This is a genomic window from Lentibacillus saliphilus, assembly GCF_019093865.1.
GTDB lineage: Bacteria > Bacillota > Bacilli > Bacillales > Amphibacillaceae > Lentibacillus_B > Lentibacillus_B saliphilus.
This window is the reverse complement of record NZ_JABJXD010000005.1, coordinates 87,896-105,819: the sequence shown is the minus strand read 5'-3', so window position 1 is coordinate 105,819 and position 17,924 is coordinate 87,896. Positions and strand designations below refer to the sequence as shown.

Sequence of the window (17,924 nt, the reverse complement as noted above, 5' to 3'; positions counted from 1 at the left end):
GAATTAGCCCGATACCGTCAACTATTCCTTTAATGGCAACGTTTCATCCATACGTGTATGCGACAGGACACCAGCTATGAAAGGTAAGACCGCGACTAAGCCGATTGCCCAGGTGACACCCATGAAGTCCGCGATAACGCCGGCCAACAATGCGCCAAATGCGTAGCCACTATCGCGCCAAAATCGGTAAACACCCATGGACGATGCCCGCCAGTTCGGAGCGGCGACGTCACCGATAGCCGCTTGTAAGGTCGGATATACCATCGCAGTCCCTAGCCCGAGTAAAATAGCACCGATCACCCATAAAGCAAAGCTATTGACGATTAAAATGAACCATAATGCCACCGCTTGTGTCCACATGCCATACGTGATCAGTTTTTGCCTGCCAATTTGATCACTGAGTACGCCGGTGAATAATTGAAAGAACCCCCACGCAGCCGGATATAGCGCAACGATTGTGCCGATCTCGCCCACACTTAGCCCTACTGTCGTAAAATAAATCGGAAAGAGCCCCCAAGCCATACCATCCTTTAAATTTGTCGCTAAACCCGAAAAGCTGATCGTTGACAGGTTTTTATCCTTCCACGTCGTTAACGCAAAGACCGCTTTTGACGATAGGGCTGCATTGCTTTTCGTCGCTGTTGCATTATGCGCAATTTGGGCCTTAAGGTGCTGCCCGGTGTCTTTAACAACCAACGTTAAAATAATGCCAACGACGACAATCGCAATGCCGATGTAAAATGGCTCTGGTCGTAACGAATAAGCTGAAGCGACATACCCTGAAACAGCCGCTAACAGAGCGACACCTGAGTATCCAGCAAATTCATTTAAGCCGACAGCTGTCCCTCTTTGATTCGCTTTTGCAAGGTCGATCTTCATATTGACGGTCATCGACCACGTTAACCCTTGATTAATCCCTAATAAAATATTCGCAAACACGATCACCCACCATGCATGGGCAAAAATAATTAAGATCGGAACGAATAACCCGATGATCCATCCTGTTAAAAGCACACTTTTACGACTGAATCTGTCGGCGATGTGCCCCGCAAAATAATTGACCACCGCCTTGGAAAACCCAAAGCTTATAATAAACGATAGCGCCGCACTTGTAGACGCTAAACCAAACTGTTCCTCCCCTAATATCGGGAGAACCGTCCGCTCAATTCCGACCATCGACCCGACAAATAAATTCGTAATGACCAATAAAAGAAATTGACCGATATTTTCCTGAATACCAATTTTAGGCTTAATCATCCTTTATCCCCCTGTTTCCAAAACGCCCCATCATCTCTGTCTGGTACGAGTTCTCTTTAATGCTGAGCCTGCCTCCATTCATGAACGCCTGAATGAAGCAAAGATGCCTTGTATCCTTTTGACCGTAAAAGCTCTACCACTTCGGTTGCATACACACAATACGGCCCTCGGCAGTAAGCAACAACTTCCTTGTCTTTAGGTAATGCGTTAAGCTCGTGTTCTATTTCAGATAGCGGGATTGAAATCGCGCTCGGAATATGATCTGTATTGTATTCATCACGCGGTCGCACATCAATTAACGTGACCGTACCTGCCTCCACCTTTTTCTTCACATCCGCAATTGAAACCGTGCCGATTGTGTTCCCTTTTAAAATAAAATCGCCTCGGGCAGCATTAACCTCAGAGAAGCGCTCTTCTGCTGTCTCTCTTAAGGCTAAGACGAGACGCCGCACTTTCGCACTCGCTAATCGATAAATGACGTAATTTTTGTCTTTTCTAAACGTCACCAATTCCGCTTCCAGTAGAGCTTGCAGGTGCTTCGACGTATTGGCAATACTCATCTTCGTTTCCGCTGCCAATGCTTCTACCGACTTCGGCCCTTGCGTCAACAAATCTAATAGCTCCAGCCGCTTAGGACTCGATAACGTCTTGCCAATACGTGCAAACGCACCATATATAAAATCCTTAAATCCTCGAACGTCCATTCTGCACCACCCCCGCGACATATTCAACTAATCGGTTGAATAATATCATTCGCAGCCCACTTTGTAAATTAAAAAGCATGCCCACAACAATTCATGAGGCATGCTTCAACGTTATTCGTATCGCCATCTATTGGCTTCTAACACAATCACACCGCCGCCCTTCGCTCACTCTTTCTGATGCGTCGTGACGACAGGTTCTTGATCATTATTATGGTCGTGTTTCGCTTGTTCCAGCTTATTGATCATATAATCATAGTCAACGTCATCAAGCTTCGGATACGCATCTATTTTTTGCTTCACATCGATGAGCGGTTGAGGCAATTGTTCCTCTTTGTTACTCGTAAAAACAGACGCAATCGTACCAGTCACTAAACCGATCACACCGATCCCCGTTAACATGAGCACGCTCGCAATGATTCTCCCTACCGGTGTTTCTGGAGACAAATCACCATACCCGACCGTCGTCATCGTTACAATCGCCCACCATAGCGCATCGCTATACGATTCAAAGCTCGGTTCGATCATTTTCATCGGCAAAGCACTTAAGAAAAGCAAAACCATAACGATGACGATCAATTTATCAACCTTGTACTTTTTCAAGAATTCGTCAAAGAAGAAGGTACGTCTATTAACAATCATTAATAAACGTAACACCCTAATGATCCTCACGAATCGCGCTGTCCGGAGAATTTGGTCCAGCGGCAGAATCGCAATAAATTCTAACGGCCGACTTTTAAAATACGCCCATTTATTTTCACTGTTAAAAAATCGATATGAGTAGTCCAACACAAATATGCCCCATATAAACCAGTCAAAAACAACGCCTTGTGTTGAGGGCAAATCAAGAACAAGTGATAAAATGACTAATGTGGCTAAGCACAACTCATATATCAATCCAAATGATATTTTTTTCATCAAACCCCTACCTTGTAGAACTAAGAGCTTCATGTCCGAAATTAAAATATATGAATATACTACCAAAAGTTGGGGGCGTTGTAACGGGGGGATTTGTTTTTTCTATTATGTGCCGATCTTTTTTCAAGTGACGGCTCTTGTCGCTGGACTCAAGAACGCCCGCCGAACACCTATGTTTTTAGCAGCATAGTATGTAGAAAAATTGAAGGACGTGATCACTTGAGACGATTTGACCCGAATAAGCTATTTGTAGAATATAGAGAAGGCGTTACGGCGACAGAGCCTATCATCCACCGCCGCTACACACTGACCCATTCTGATGAAACCGGCGATCTTTTTTTAACCATTGGCTTCCGATTTGCCCGCGATAAAATTAACCCGATGCGTGATGAGGTTCTAGGGGAATGGCGATTCACGAATGGGCGCTGTGTCTACCATGTTTATTTGAACGTAGACGGTCCAGCCAATGACCAAGCTTCAATTGCCATTCGGAATACGGTATTCCGGCGAGAATTACCGCTTGCCTTAACAGCCATTCGCTATGGCGATCGACTTTTCTTTTCATCGCACCCAAACCTCGATCATTGCCCGATTGTCGTACACTTTCAATCTACCTATCCCCAATTCAATACGATTGAAAACTGGGGAACGTTTATGGATTATGCATAAGGAAAGCAAGACCTTTTATCGCCCATCACCACTCAACAGTTTTCCGCCTGCTCCGACTACCAACATACAAAAGCAATGGCGCTACTGAGCTTAGTAATACAATTTTCAAAATCTCCGGCAGAAAGCTAATCGAATCTATGATTGAAGAAAAACCGTAATTCAGTGCCATGAGAATCATTAGCGGCAGCTGTCCATTTTCTGCTGTAACACCCGATCCTGCATACATCATAACGTAGCCAATTATGCCGAGACTCATATTGATTATTAGAATAGGCGCAAGTGATTTAAGAAGCACCTGATGCGTCAATGCATTGAGAAATCTCTTTCCTAAAAAAACGTATAAAAACAGTGTAAGGACTGCAATAAAACCATAAATCATATCCCGAGCGACGTCATTCATCATAAGCCCAGGAAACAGACTAAATATGTTCACAACCATAACGACACAGAGACTCATCATGATCTGAATGAACAATGGTCGTCCATATACGAGGAGGCCCGGGCTGTGCAGTTGATTCAAATCACGACCAAGGATGACTGGATTGCCCATTTGTTTAATTGCTTTTTGTTCAGCGACCTCCTCATCTAAGCCCGTTTCCATCCATTTTTGTGTCGTTTGCTGCAGATGAAATTGGAGCTCAGCTTCAACCTTTCGTTTCGCTTTTTTTGACTGAATGTGCTTGCTCACTTCTTTAACAAATGACGTCATCGTTCGCCTCATATATCATCACCCCTCAAATCGTTCCTTTAATACAAATCCCTTACGCTGAGTTTTCTTCTCAGCTCTAAGCAATAATGCCTTTCCTTTTCCACTCGTTTGATAAAACTTCACACCCGAATCATCCCAATAAGCATTTAGATAGCCATCTTGTTCTAAACGATGCAGCAGCGTGTATAGAGCCCCTTCGTTTTGATGGAAAGCTTGAATGCCTCGTGATGTTAAAAGCTGTGTCAAATCAAATCCTGTCGTTGCATTCATAAGAATTTGTAATACAGCTAAAGAAATGCTCTCATCCGTTTCTTTCTGCTTTCTTATCCCTTCATGAACGCGCTGTCGCAGTTCTTCCGAGAAGCTTATTGACTTGAACGTCGAATTCTCCATTGATTGACGTAATTCCCGTAACCTATTCTCCATCCGAAGCATCCTCCAATCTGTCTTTTAAAAGTTCCTTTGCTCTTTTAAGCCGGGTTTTTATCGTATTCTCCTTAGCACCAATGACGTGTGCCATCTCCTTAATCGGTAACTCCTCAAAATAAAAGAGATAGATGACTTCACGATACTTGATTGGTAAATCCAGCACTGAAGCAATTAATTGCTCATCAGCATCCTTTTGAAGTACGGTCTCCTCAACGCGTTCATTATGTGCGTCTGCAGTATCGAACACCTCGTCATGCTCTGACGTGAATACATTTCTGTTGTACCAGCTCTTTAAGTAATCCTTACAATGGTTAATGGCAATGCGCCACAGCCACGTTCTAATTGTCGAGGTCCCTTTAAATGTATGTAATGCGTTATAACATTTTATAAAGATCTCTTGGGTTAAGTCCTCGGCAACATCCTGATCTTTCACATAAGAATATACAAGCTGCAAAATATCCTGTCCGTAATGTGTCATGATGTCATCCATAACCGCTGTCTGATCTTCATTTTCAAAAACATGCGCTGTTATATCTTCCACAACTTGCACCTCCCTTTAAAGATATAGACGAAGCGAGGGATCAATAAGTTTTCCTTTGCTATAGAAAAAACAATGATACAGTCAGAATACTTCAATTCACAACATAAACATTGTTATGTAGTCAACAAACGTCAGATTTAGCTTAAGTCTATTAGTGTTTTATGGTAAAATTGCGAATGAAGAGAACATTTCTTGAGAAAAGGTCTTATATTGATTATAACCGTCACGTTATTTGTTTCGCCTCTTACATCATAGATCAACACCAACATAATTCTACTACACAAGATATAGATTCCGTTACAGAGCCGATGACTCCAGACATACTTATATTAAAACTAAGCAATAAGATTTAGCGGTGATTTTCATGGTTAATACTTTACTACTGTTGGCCTTTCGAGAGTGGTAGCTGTTATATGGATAGCAATGCAATACAGAGGTGTTTGGTAATTTTAATTTAAGTATGAAGTGAGTGATAAAATGTCATTTTTAACTGCTTTAAAAGTAATTCTCGTTATCACAGTTATCGGATTGTATTTGTGGACTTTTCATAGTGGTGAAAACGAAAGCACTGTTGATGCTTCTAAATACGGTACATATATGATTTGTTTACTTGTTTTTGAAGTTGCGGTTATAGTTGTATTCAGTGTGTTGTAAGATGTGAAACAAGATCTTTGAAAGTGGCGTTGCTACTCTTTGTAATACAAGATGTCTGTACAGCAAGTAAGATGAATGGTGCTTGAATACCATTTTTTGAAATAAACACACACTATATGTGGTCTTTATATCAACTGTGAGATTATTTATTTGGAAGGTGGTATTTTAGTTGGATTATGATTTTTATTACGACGTCCCAACAAGACTTACGTCGAACATTGAAATTGATGTGTTCAACAATGAAGGAAAAGTTGTTTACTCTCTCCAAAAATACCATAAAAATGTTTTGCAAAAGCTTTTAGCCTTTCATTTTACAACTTGGTTTATAAATGTGTCATTAAAGGATATGGAGGAAACGATACTTGAAAACGCTGAAGTTATTGGTGTTGCAAAGCGAAAGTGGTTACTAAATGGCTTATCTCGACTCAAAAACGTAACATTAACAGACACGATTAAATTCAAAATGACTGAGCGAAAGTTAGAATTTCATTTTAATGGTAGGCATTATGTAATTTCTAAACAAACAGGTACTCAGCAAACGACTTTATACGAGGAAGCTGAGCCGATTGCTATTATGGAAGAAAGCAGCAAGTTCCCTCCAAGAACAAACGGCATCTCTTTTGTTAAAGAAAGTCGTTTACCAGAGACATCGGCATTGTGTATGCATCACTTATTTGAAATTGGTGTTTAAAATCGTACATATCTCCTTAATGAGTGCGTTTGTTGAAAAAGTCCTCCGAGGCTGAGACCATGAACGTAGAAAATGTTCGCCTGCAGTGAAAAGTAACGGCTTTATAACCGTTTGTATGCTTAAATATACGATACGAGGTGGATTACAATGACTAAACAATATATCGCAGTCACTTATGACATCTGTGAGCACAATAACTTATACGAAGATATGAATGAATATGTTGTAGATGTCTCACATGACATAGGCAAAAAGGTAGAAGAGTTTGCGCGAAAAGACGTAGCTCCTTTAGTGAAAGTTTTCGAGTCCAATACAAGTGACTTTAAATCACTAAAGCTCTACAAAGAATATACATTCAAGACGTATGAATGTGATTGCGATGCGTAATACTGCTCTAACGCCACTTATTCAGCTAACGCTTCACCCTGTGAGCGTTCATAGAAGACTTCAAACATCGTTAGATTACTCACGTAGCCCGTGTATAAATTTCCAAACATGATATTCAGTGTATGCCGGGCTTCCGCTTTACTATTTTTTATCATGCCATAAATAAGGCAACAGCTCATATCTTTTTTCGCACATTTTTCACTATACAGAAAATGGCGGCGCTAAAAAAACGATCCCTAAAACAGCTTCCAGCCATTTTAAGGATCGGATAGAATAGTATGATTTTAAATACCGCGTCACACTTAAGTCCACAAGGAACAAAACACCTCGCCCTTAGCTTTGGGCGGCAGGAGGTGGATTGGACGCTTCCTCCTCTTTTGCTTTATTAAATAACTGCTTGAATTTAGATGATACGCCTAGCAATTTCTGTTGTAAGTCCATTGCCGGCTCGAGGTTACGAATACCCATTTGGTAAGACCGAATCATAATGATTGTGACGATCGGATCGACCAACGCGCGTTTGCATAGCGTTGTTAAGATCAGCGCACCAATCACAGCTAAGACTCCAAGGAAGAACCCTAATTCTGGCGTATCTGCCGAAATGAGCTTTGAAATAAACATTAGCGGAAAGACAAAAACTAAGAAAAGAATAATATTTAATAGAAAGATGAATACAACTGAGCCTGCAGCTGCCTTCAAAATCCCCTTCCAGCTTTGGGCATAAAGCACAACCCCATCAGATGCCGATTTCCAGACGGTCTCTTCTCGTTTTTCACTCTTCCTTAAGAACACATAGCTCATAATGGCCTCATCAACATATCTCAAGCTGATTGACATAACGGCATTGATAATGCCAATAATATTTTTTGATCCAGGGATAAAATCAAACATATTGCCGATACGTATGGTCCATCTTTGAATCTGTCTGACGGCACCGTGCACCATTTTATCTAATACAAAGGCAATATTTGACGTACCAAAATTCGCTGTAACCTGCTCTTTTCCATAGGCCACCATACCTTTTCCTTCTGGTATGCTGCCATTTCGTAACAATTCAACGATAACCGACACATGCCCTATCTTTACCATATATAAGACATATCGTTCTAAAAACCTTAATCCCCCATAAATAACCCCAAATGAAATAATGATGACAAACACAAATGCCCCACCACTTTCACCAAACAACTTTAAAATTAAAAAGCCGATTCCGGTCATAATACCGATGAATATGAGCGCAATGAGACCGAATAATCCATAGATGACAATTCGGGCCAAGATAAATGGAAACGTCTTTTGAATTAATTTCATAATTGATAGATCCAATTAAATGCCTCCTCCTTAATGATTACAGTATTGTAATGCCTCAATAAACAAGCTCGATCATAGGCGAGACAAGCATGTTATTGATCCGCGGGTACTAAATCGCTTCTCTTTTTTGTTCACCACCCTTTTCTTCAGCTTGATCAGACAGTAAATCCCGGATATCAATTAATGCCCCCTGCATCTTGAAAATGACAATGAGCATCTCACAATAGATTCGTATGATGATTGGTCCGATAATCATACCTAAAAACCCAGAAATAATTTCTATAAAACCGGCTGAATCCGATATGATCCCATACCCAATCATGAAAAGCCCTCCAACGATCGATCCAAGAAAGCCGACCCAGAAAACGATTTGGATGAAGATCGGGGTGATCATTTTTTCAAACTTTAAAAACTTACCCATTTCACATCTCTCCTCAGTTGTTTATTCTTCAGATAGAATATTCCGCCTTTTTTCGCCGCCAAATAACGATTGTCTAACCCTTTTTGACCCAAACAACATTATAACGAGTGAAGGTTAAATCAACGTTAAATCAACAAAATGAATTCATTAGGAGAGTGGATAAAATTTGGATTTAATACGACTGAAGACTGTTCGGTGGTGTAAAACGTTGGTGCCAGAAACATTTCCATGTTTCGTCATGAAGGATTATGTAGGAGCGTTGGTGAAGGAAGAGCAGTTGGATTTTCCAAAAAGGGGGGTGGCGCCTATGGATATAATAAGCGTTCTAATGCTGATGGTTTCATTTGGCATGTTAATTGCGTTTATCATGTCCGAAAAACACAAAAAATAATCCCTCATGTGGTTTGAAGGCCCTTTGAGGGATTATTTTCCTTGAACGTGCCTGCCCCTCTTGGTGGGGCTCGGTCTATTATGACCGTTCCATGTTACATGCATGGACGGTCTTTATTATGCTATGCACTTTTTATGCTTCTATGTCTAATATACCATATAAAACAAAGCTAATGGTGAGCAGTTCACTTAATATGAATCCAATAAAAACAACTACCGTCTTTCACATCTTCTAGTTGTCCATTGTTAGACTCTATAACTCTTCTAGATGCCATATTACTGTCATCACATGTCACTAATACTCGATCAATCTCCTTCTCTTTAGACTTTTGAAGGAGTTCTTTTAATAAAATTTTTGCATATCCTTTTCCCCTATTAGTAGGGCTGATGACATATCCAATATGCCCGCCGTGTTGTAACAAATTCTGATTTAAATAGTGTCTCAGTTTTCCATACCCTACTGGCTTCCCATCTACATACAACCAGTAAATCGTTTGCGGGACATATTGTGGCTCTAAATTTATTCCTTCCGACATTTCATAGTTACTAAGCAACTTTTCTTGGAATAAGAGAAAACTATCGGAATACAAGCTATTATCAAAGCCATTTTCCCCTGTTCCGATCTCTTGAACCATTTCAAATACATCCGTACCATCATGTGTCGTTAATTCTCGAAGCTCGATCATTTTACGCCCCCTATATCAATAAGATAGCCCGTATGTAGCTTTTTTTCTTTGAGAAATCGTTTTTCTCATGTGAAAAACATAGTCACATTAACCGCGTGGCGAATCTTATATATATATTACCACCTTTAACCAATTGATCAAGACGTGAATCACCTTACCTATATGTACATAAAAAGGGACGTACCTCGATGAGATACGCCCCTTTTACGACCTTTTTTATTAAATACAGGCTCAGATTTCAAACACCTTTAAACAAACAGGCGCCTGAATGGAATACTGTTCACCTGTATATACCGGAACTCCTTCGGCACCGATTTCCATTACAACAATGGAATGTGTCTTTTCGTTGGCAATGAGCATGAATCGTTCATCAGGCGTGATGACAAAATTCCGCGGCCATTTCCCTTCCGTCGACACATGATCCACATAGGATAATAAGCCATCATCGCCAATATGAAAGACCGATAGACTATCATGGCCCCGATTCGATGTATATAAAAAGGATGACTCATATGCAATATGAATATCTGCGCCATAATTGTTCACTGCAAGCGGTTCAGCAATCGTATCTATTTCCTGAACCAATTCAAGGCTCGAACAGGTCGGATCGTACGTATAAACGGATACTTGTGAATGAAACTCATTCACAACATATAATGTCCGATGTTCTGGAAAAATAGCAGCATGTCTTGGACCGGAACCAGGCGTGGCTGCGCATTCTTGAATGCGTGTCAGCTTCCCTTCAGTGCATTCATATAAATAGAGTTTATCGTGTCCAAGGTCTGTCACCACGTATCGCTTGGTACCTGGAATTTGGACAATCATATGTGGGTGTGAGCCAGCTGGGTACGTTTGGTGATCGGTTAATTCCAAAATCGTATGGTCATCTGCGAGTCGATACACCGATAATGATCCACCACCATAATTCACAACAAACAGATAGCGCTCCGTCTCATCAAGCATGATATAGCACGGTCCTTCTACACCGTCTCCTTGCTGACTACTGCTTTTCTGAACATGGTGCGTATCCCGATCAATCGGATAAGAAGACACGTGACCGTCCTGAACCTCACTGAGCGCATAAAGTGTGTCTTGTTTTTGATTGACTGTTACATACGAAGGGTTGGCGATCCCTTGAACAGCTGACAGTTGCTTTACAAATCGTGCTTTCTTATCTAGCGTTAATACTTGTATCGCCTGATCCTGTTCAGTCCCATAAGTACCGGTATATACAATATATCCGTCTTCCTGAATAGCCATAATGATTCATCCTTTTTTGTTAGATTGGCAGTACGTGAAAGAACACATTTGGAGAAGCCATACGGTAATAATAACTTGACCAGCCTAACCCCGTCGAATGTTCGATATTATGATAGTATAAACGCTCCTGTTCTAACTCGTCGATCATATCGATGTCGCCATTCAGATAGGCGTTAATGCGATAAATCGCTGTGTCGAGTCTTGTTTTCAATCCACCATAGCGAATGTCGATAACCTCCCAGCCAAAAGGCTTATGCATCGTTAACCATTGTCTTCTATGCGCCTGTCTTAAGTCCTCAACGTTTTCCAAGATTGCCGGTAAAATATCATCCGCAATCCTGCGCAATTCCTGTTTATCACCAGCGTCATAAGCAGCCTTCAGTTCAACACCTACCGTCGCCTTCAAGCTTAATACAGCTGATAGTTTTTCAGGTACATCGAAAATATAGTCTAGTGCATGGCCTTCGTTTCTTGAACGCTTGATCTGTTCTTCTAAGTCCTTGTAATAAGGCGCTAAATCCAACCCTTCAACATGCTTGTCAAATACGCCTAAAAGCACATCCTGCCACAGCAAAAATTTCGATGGATTCGTCTGTTCTTTGTTGTCCTCTTCCACCCCTGGAGGCGTATCGAGCTTATTCAACAAGAGGAAGGTGTCTTCATCCAGTCCCGTACAAAATGCGAGGCGTTGTTTTAATTTATCTCGGTCAAGCGTCTTAGCATACGCATGCTCAGCGTACATTTGTAACCCGAGTAATGCGGTGAAATAGTTATTCTCATAGCCATCATCACCCCATAGCGTTACAAACACCTCCTGAACACCCTCTTCTTTACAAGCTTGTAAAGCCGCATCACTTGCTTGTAGGGATAGACCGTAGTTGGTGGCAAATGTATTCCATACCCATATGCCCCCTGCAAAAGCTGGCGTTCTTCCAAATGCCTTATGCTTTTGAATCATCGCTAAATATTGCTCGACTTTTGTATGGGCGTAATCCCAGTACATAAATGTAACATTTTCCGGCGTTATATCAACCATTTCCTGAGGTATTTCCGTTGATAAGTCATAATGAGACTGCCCACTTTTGGACGCGAGCTTCATCAACATGTCACTCCACATGAGCGGACGTAAATCATGCTCTGCGACGATGTCCAACACCTTTTCCAAATGGCCGATCATGAGCTGAAGGCGATCTTTAAAGCCATGCTGGTTCAAGTAATGGCCTCTACCAAGCTCCTCCGCTTCATCCATACCGATATGGATCCGCTTGCTGCGAAATGGTTTACTGACGGACGCGATCATCTTTTTGAGAAAATCGTATGTCGGATCACTTTCAACGAGCAAGACACCCCGCGTATCCTTCAAATGTGCGGCTGCAGGCCACTTCAGGAACTCCTCCAGATGTGCCAGCGTTTGAATACAAGGAATAAGTTCAATGCCAAACTGATCGGCGTAATCATCGAGCTGCTTCAATTCTTCATATGAATAGCGTCCACGCATGTAGCCAAAATACGGTTCACCTTCAATTTCATACACGTCCTCCATATACAGCATTGCTGTGTTAAAGCCCATCACAGCAAGCGTCTGAAACATCTCCTTAAAACGGTCAACCTTCATAACCGCATTCCGCGATAAATCAAACATTGGCCCTACCGTTGTAAATTGCGCCTCTTCCTCGATTTCAAACGCATCTGAAGACGAGCAGTGCTCCAGAAATAAGCCTAGCCCTCTAAAAAAAGACGCATGCGCACCGTATGCAATCTCTCCCTTCCCTTCAGACAACGATACGTTCAACCCCGTATATGTATCTCCATGCTTTGTGATCGTCACTTGAAGACTATCAGGATCATTCGTTACTTCAAAGCCCAATTTAGATTGCAAAAGTGTTATACCGTCCAAAACCTCTGCCACATCGCCCTTAAATGCTATTTTCAATTTGACCGCTCCTTTATTGGTTTTTTAGAGACTGTTCACTCAAATGCATGTGTCTATAAACTAACAATCCGTTTATTCGCACCTAACCTACTGAAGGAAGTTTAATTTACAGTTTTTCTTCATCTGAATATCCAAAGTCAAACTCACATATGCTGAATATTACGACAAAACAACCCATACCTCTCCATAAAGGGCGTCACCCTGTATGGAGAAATTGCTCATTAAACATCAAAATTAACGACGTATCTATGAATGTCTGTATTATAAAAAGCCACCGAGTATTCGATCAGCGCTTCATTTACATCATAAGAATATCTGATCCGGTGCAACAGCGGTTTTTGCTCGACTTCCAGAGCATCGGCAATTGATTGATCAGGGACGTCTACACCAAATTCATCCTTAAAGCGGTTAAACGTAACACCCTGCTGAAAAAAGATTTCATATAATGAGTCCAAAAGAGAATCAGGATTATTTGGCAAGGTAACGTCTTTTGAAATATAATGCTTGAAATGAATATACGGTTTTTCATTCAACGTATAAAGCCGTTCAACACAATTACACGTTTTACCAAAGTGCTTGAATAGATCAGAGGATTCTTCTAGCTCAACTGTTGAAAGAGAGGCAGATTCTTTTTTCAAATGGTAGCCTTCTTTAATTAAATACTCCGAGAAACGCTGTCCTTTAGAGAGCTTGGAAACGGCGTGGTTATCTAAGACCGTCGTCCCGACACCACTTTTCTTCTCGACATACCCCTGATGAGACAGCTCTTCCACTGCCCGACGAATCGTAATCAGGCTAACATCGAACTCTTCCTTCAGCTCCAATTCTGATGGAATTAAGCTGTCCTTTGGATAAATGCCACTAATAATACGCTTTTTTAAAATCTCCTGAACTTGCACATATAGTGGGCCTTTTTTTAACGTTAATTTCATATGAATCTACCTTTCCATCTCAACATCTTTATTGTTGACCAAAGACCAAATCTCAGCCTCCGAGCAAACCGGTGAATCCCCGTATGTTGTATGAGCGAGCACGCTGGCGGCTGTCGCAAATTCAACCGTGTCCTCAGGTGATAGGTCGCGAATCAGGCCATGCAGGATGCCACTCGCATAGGCATCTCCCGAACCGACCCTTTCCAACGTTTCATAATCATACGTTTCTGAGTAATAAAAATCGCCGTCATGGTACAAATATCCTTGAATGCAATCCGTGCCATCTGAAGTCTTATCTCTGATCGTTCCTGCAATAACCGGAATGTGATAACGCTGGGATACAAGCGGCATAACAGCTTCAAGCTGCTGTTTCCGATCTGTCTGGTCTTTTTCTCCCATTTGCAGGATATACAGGGCGTCCTTTTCCGTCATAAAGCACACATCAACATGCTCAAGCATCTGTTCATAACACGCTTTCGCTTGTGCATCGTTGTTTTCCCATAGCTTCGGCCGATAGTTAAAATCAAATACAACATAACTGCCGAGTTGCTTCGCTTTTTCAGCAGCATATAATGCATTGTATCTCATTTGCTCAGAAATAGAGAGGATGATCCCACAAAAATGAACCATTGCTGTGTCCTGTAACGTGTTTTCTAAATCATATTCTGATAGAACGGACGTACAAAAGCTGCTTTCCTTACGATTGGAATAGGTCACCTTAGAGTTTCTCACATGAAACCCTTTCTCTAAAAAGTACTTGCCGATATACGCCCCACCCCGAACAATATCTGACGTTGAAATACCCAACGATCTGATATAAGCCACTGCCGCATCGCCTACACTATTATCTGGAAGCTTTGTAATGAGAGATGTCTGATGACCAAATCTCGATAGGGCACTTAATATATTCACCCCTGTACCCGAATATAGAACATTCAAGGACCGTGCCTGCTCCAGCTTTAAATAGTCAGGCGCCTCAAGTCGCATCATGACTTCACCAAAAGCTTTAATACGTTTGTTCGCTCCCATCATTCCCTCACCCTATTTTCCTCATAATTTGAAATAGCTTCTGAACGTCTTCAACACGTGTTCGACCGGTTGAAGCATCTATGATGGATGAATATACATGTGGTATGACTTTCGGGACACCCGCTTCTAATGCCAATGATACAATTTCCTCAAAGTTATTAACAGTAATACCACCAGTCGGTTCTAGCGTAAAACCTTCTTCTGCGCATGCTTCAGCAATTTTTATATAGTGCACACGCTTCTCCAGACCCTTTAAAGGAAACAGCTTTAACGCATTTCCGCCCATTTCCCGGATGAGCGTAATCGCAGAACGCACCGGAATATCGATTGCAGGTCCCTCTGCTGATACTGGGCCAGTAGCAATATTGACATAGCCGAGCTTATCCGACGGCTTCACGAGACAGTTGATAAAACCATGCTCATCCTGTATACACGCCCTTGTATATGCGACTGCTGGAAACACTTGATTAACGTGCTCAGGTGTCACACGTTTGCAAATGTCCGCAACCATTTTCCACTGCTTCGGATCTCCAGCACCGAGACCGAGCGAGATAGCCCCGTCTAACGCCTCCGAATACCGCTGCACATCATGGACCGCCTCATGGATGTCTGTATAGTTTGCAGCTAGTAACCCAATGACAACATGACCTTCTGTGACATCATATATGTCCTTGGCATTCTCAATGCTATTGGCCAATACATTCAAGGAAACTCTATTATTGTAAAAACGTGTGTCACGCATTAAGACACCCCCATGATCTGTTTGATCTTGTCACAGATATACTGAGCATCCGCTATGTCTAATGACCGTGGATCAATGTCAAAAAAACCGTTATTAACGTTGTAATCACGCGTATAAACCGCGACATTTCCCTCTTTCAACGCGTGAATGACATGAGCGGCGTCGTGAGGGGCGCGATGTTGATCAATCGACACACGGGCGCGGTTAATAGCCCGCCCGGCCTCATCCTCGTGAAGGGCTACTTTTATTCCTGGCACATCATTTAAGCATTGTAGCGCCTCGATAATCGCCAGCTGCTTTTCTTGATCATCATTTGCGTCAAATGCCGCATAGACTTCTAACGCTTTTAACAAGCCAAAAATAGACTCCTTCCCAACCTTCATTGCTCTCCCAATCCCGCGATTATGCTGCTTAGCAAAATCCACATACGTTTTCCGACCGGCGAGTATGCCTGATGTTGGCCCTTCAATGGCTTTTGAACCACTGTATATCAATAAGTCAGCATCGCTTGCATAGCTGGACAAATCACTCTCAGCCGCTGCGTCGACGATAAAAGGGATATTTAATTCTTTCATGAGCTTACCAACCGCTTTTAAAGACGGCATATTTTTTTGCACACAATGATGCGACTGCACAAACAGCATCGCACGCGTATTGTCATCAACCGCTTGCTCTATCTGCTCCAACGTACACCCATTTGCGTAACCGACCGTTTTGACTGTTCCGCCACCTAACTGAATCATCACTTCCACTGGTGCCCCGTAATCAATCAAATGACCCGTCATAATGAGAATATCGCCAGGTCGCTCATGCCGCTTCTCAAATAACCGCTCGACTGACGCATCATCTCTTGTTATCATCCCAGCGACAGCTAATGCAATCGCAGACGAAGCGGAGTTTGTGATCATGGCCGCTTCCGTGTTCATATATTGAGCGACTAGCTGGCCAGCTTCTTCATGAAGATCCTTCATTTCAAAATAATGCTTACCGCCATATGCCATTGCCTCCAGAACGTCATCAGAAAGCGTTGACACTCCTAATATACTCATTCGACCACTCGCATTAATGACTTTTTTTAAGTTCATATGACGTGTTGCATTCAATATACTCACCTCCAAGTACGACAGCATATGGTTTGATTTGCACTGATCCATGTAAATTATTTCCCAGGGAATCAATTAAATCGACAGGCGTATGTTCTACTTTGAAAAAGGTTAAATCAGCTACAGAGCCTTCTTCCAATGATCCGAGCTGTGGTTGATTCAACACCTGTGCCGGCTTTTCTGTTACACGACTGATGACATCCTCCAGCGAATAGCCTAACGCCAAAAACTTATTCAGTGTTGTCGCCATATCATAGACAGGCCCATGAACTCGATTACGCTCATATATATCTGTACTTATGGTCTGGAACGGAATGTTTTCTTGCTTTGCCCTTTGCGCGGTCCGAAACGAAAAGCTGGACGTTCCATGACCAACATCGAGATAAACTCCACGCTCGATCGCGTTCTGTAACGCATCACGTAGCATCGGTTCATCCATAAACATATTGTTGCCGTCTTTTTCATTAAAACAATGGGTCACAATATCACCTTTTTCGAGCACCTCTAAAATGTCCCGTAATTTCGGAGGGGCACTGCCAATATGAACCATGACGGGTTTATGTAAAGTCGTTGCACAAGATCTTGCCATGTGTAACGGCGCGAGACCATTGTCGCCGATAACACTGCCACTCATCCTCGCCTTTAAGCCGACGAGTAAATCAGGGTACTTTTGGAATGACTCATAAATTTTTTCGGGTGAAATCGTCGATAAATCAGCGAGCTCATTTAAAACCTTGAGACCGATCCGGGAAATATTTAAAAAGGACAATACGTTCGTTTTACAGTCCTGGGCCAGCTCATAAAGGTCGGCAATATCATCAGCGCCACAGCTGCCGGCATCGACAACCGTCGTAACGCCTGATTTGTAGCCAATCGTATCCGGATGCGCACAATACGGTTCAAATTTTGGAAATGCATGTGTGTGCAGGTCAATCCAACCCGGAGATACGAAAACACCCTCAGGGACCGAGATCACATCGCCCCCACGGACAGCATCATCTGTAACCTCTTGGATATACCGATCTTTAATAACGATATTGCACTGCTTTCCATTTACTAATGTTGCACCACGGATGTTTAACATAAGCTTTTCTCCTATATGTTCATATTTGTTTTTGACGAACTTGATGTATTGCTGCTATTGATCTCACTACATTTAAA

19 protein-coding genes are annotated in these 17,924 nt (G+C 42.1%); 3 read left to right on the top strand and 16 right to left on the bottom strand.

Translation table 11 applies throughout. The annotated features are described in order from the left end of the window. Positions 1-21: 21 nt before the first annotated feature. From HPC67_RS10150 to HPC67_RS10140, 3 genes are all read right to left on the bottom strand, one after another. Positions 22-1,257 (bottom strand): MFS transporter, encoded by a 1,236-nt coding sequence (locus HPC67_RS10150; RefSeq protein ID WP_217587546.1) that lies wholly within the window; start codon positions 1,255-1,257, stop codon positions 22-24. Between the two features lie 56 nt (positions 1,258-1,313). After that, positions 1,314-1,961 carry an ArsR/SmtB family transcription factor gene (locus HPC67_RS10145; protein WP_217587545.1) on the bottom strand — a complete coding sequence of 216 codons (648 nt, stop codon included), beginning with the start codon at positions 1,959-1,961 and terminating at the stop codon, positions 1,314-1,316. Between the two features lie 165 nt (positions 1,962-2,126). Beyond that, positions 2,127-2,876 carry a potassium channel family protein gene (locus HPC67_RS10140; RefSeq protein ID WP_217587544.1) on the bottom strand — a complete coding sequence of 250 codons (750 nt, stop codon included), beginning with the start codon at positions 2,874-2,876 and terminating at the stop codon, positions 2,127-2,129. A 219-nt stretch (positions 2,877-3,095) separates the two neighbouring features. Between HPC67_RS10140 and HPC67_RS10135 the strand changes: the two genes are divergently transcribed. Continuing rightward, entirely contained in the window at positions 3,096-3,545 is a 450-nt protein-coding gene (locus HPC67_RS10135) for a staygreen family protein (protein WP_217587543.1), read from the top strand. A gap of 25 nt (positions 3,546-3,570) precedes the next feature. On the opposite strand, the gene HPC67_RS10130 is transcribed toward HPC67_RS10135, so the two are convergent. The 3 genes from HPC67_RS10130 to HPC67_RS10120 are packed head-to-tail and all read right to left on the bottom strand — an operon-like array spanning position 3,571 to position 5,224. Beyond that, positions 3,571-4,266 (bottom strand): permease prefix domain 1-containing protein, encoded by a 696-nt coding sequence (locus tag HPC67_RS10130; RefSeq protein ID WP_217587542.1) that lies wholly within the window; start codon positions 4,264-4,266, stop codon positions 3,571-3,573. A 6-nt stretch (positions 4,267-4,272) separates the two neighbouring features. Further along, on the bottom strand, positions 4,273-4,680 hold the full coding sequence (locus HPC67_RS10125; RefSeq protein WP_217587541.1) for a PadR family transcriptional regulator: 408 nt from the start codon (positions 4,678-4,680) through the stop codon (positions 4,273-4,275). Next, positions 4,670-5,224, bottom strand: a complete 555-nt coding sequence (locus HPC67_RS10120; RefSeq protein WP_217587540.1) for a sigma-70 family RNA polymerase sigma factor — start codon at positions 5,222-5,224, stop codon at positions 4,670-4,672. The genes HPC67_RS10125 and HPC67_RS10120 overlap by 11 nt, the downstream gene beginning before the upstream one ends. An 823-nt stretch (positions 5,225-6,047) precedes the next feature. Between HPC67_RS10120 and HPC67_RS10115 the strand changes: the two genes are divergently transcribed. Continuing rightward, positions 6,048-6,569, top strand: coding sequence for a tubby C-terminal domain-like protein (locus HPC67_RS10115; protein WP_217587539.1), 522 nt, complete (start codon positions 6,048-6,050; stop codon positions 6,567-6,569). 147 nt (positions 6,570-6,716) lie between these two features. Then, entirely contained in the window at positions 6,717-6,956 is a 240-nt protein-coding gene (locus tag HPC67_RS10110; RefSeq protein ID WP_217587538.1) for a hypothetical protein, read from the top strand. A gap of 333 nt (positions 6,957-7,289) precedes the next feature. On the opposite strand, the gene HPC67_RS10105 is transcribed toward HPC67_RS10110, so the two are convergent. The 10 genes from HPC67_RS10105 to HPC67_RS10060 form a co-directional block, all read right to left on the bottom strand. Continuing rightward, positions 7,290-8,282: a hypothetical protein gene (locus tag HPC67_RS10105; protein ID WP_217587537.1), complete on the bottom strand. Its 993-nt coding sequence runs from the start codon at positions 8,280-8,282 to the stop codon at positions 7,290-7,292. 94 nt (positions 8,283-8,376) lie between these two features. Continuing rightward, complete coding sequence (locus HPC67_RS10100) at positions 8,377-8,688, bottom strand: DUF4282 domain-containing protein (protein ID WP_217587536.1); 312 nt, start codon at positions 8,686-8,688, stop codon at positions 8,377-8,379. Between the two features lie 575 nt (positions 8,689-9,263). Continuing rightward, the gene (locus tag HPC67_RS10095; protein WP_217587535.1) at positions 9,264-9,764 is read right to left on the bottom strand and encodes a GNAT family N-acetyltransferase; all 501 of its coding nucleotides are present in this window, start codon (positions 9,762-9,764) and stop codon (positions 9,264-9,266) included. Positions 9,765-9,995: 231 nt separating this feature from the next. Then, the gene (locus HPC67_RS10090) at positions 9,996-11,024 is read right to left on the bottom strand and encodes a lactonase family protein (RefSeq protein WP_217587534.1); all 1,029 of its coding nucleotides are present in this window, start codon (positions 11,022-11,024) and stop codon (positions 9,996-9,998) included. 19 nt (positions 11,025-11,043) lie between these two features. Next, positions 11,044-12,957: a beta-N-acetylhexosaminidase gene (locus HPC67_RS10085; protein WP_217587533.1), complete on the bottom strand. Its 1,914-nt coding sequence runs from the start codon at positions 12,955-12,957 to the stop codon at positions 11,044-11,046. A 221-nt stretch (positions 12,958-13,178) separates the two neighbouring features. Then, positions 13,179-13,889: a GntR family transcriptional regulator gene (locus tag HPC67_RS10080; protein WP_217587532.1), complete on the bottom strand. Its 711-nt coding sequence runs from the start codon at positions 13,887-13,889 to the stop codon at positions 13,179-13,181. 6 nt (positions 13,890-13,895) lie between these two features. After that, entirely contained in the window at positions 13,896-14,918 is a 1,023-nt protein-coding gene (locus tag HPC67_RS10075; protein ID WP_217587531.1) for a sugar kinase, read from the bottom strand. Between the two features lie 7 nt (positions 14,919-14,925). Next, entirely contained in the window at positions 14,926-15,660 is a 735-nt protein-coding gene (dagF, locus tag HPC67_RS10070; RefSeq protein WP_217587530.1) for a 2-dehydro-3-deoxy-phosphogluconate aldolase, read from the bottom strand. Further along, positions 15,660-16,772 (bottom strand): DgaE family pyridoxal phosphate-dependent ammonia lyase, encoded by a 1,113-nt coding sequence (locus tag HPC67_RS10065; protein WP_343327833.1) that lies wholly within the window; start codon positions 16,770-16,772, stop codon positions 15,660-15,662. Before HPC67_RS10065 ends, dagF begins: the two co-directional genes overlap by 1 nt. Then, positions 16,723-17,847 (bottom strand): amidohydrolase/deacetylase family metallohydrolase, encoded by a 1,125-nt coding sequence (locus tag HPC67_RS10060; protein WP_217587529.1) that lies wholly within the window; start codon positions 17,845-17,847, stop codon positions 16,723-16,725. Before HPC67_RS10060 ends, HPC67_RS10065 begins: the two co-directional genes overlap by 50 nt. Positions 17,848-17,924 lie beyond the last annotated feature (77 nt).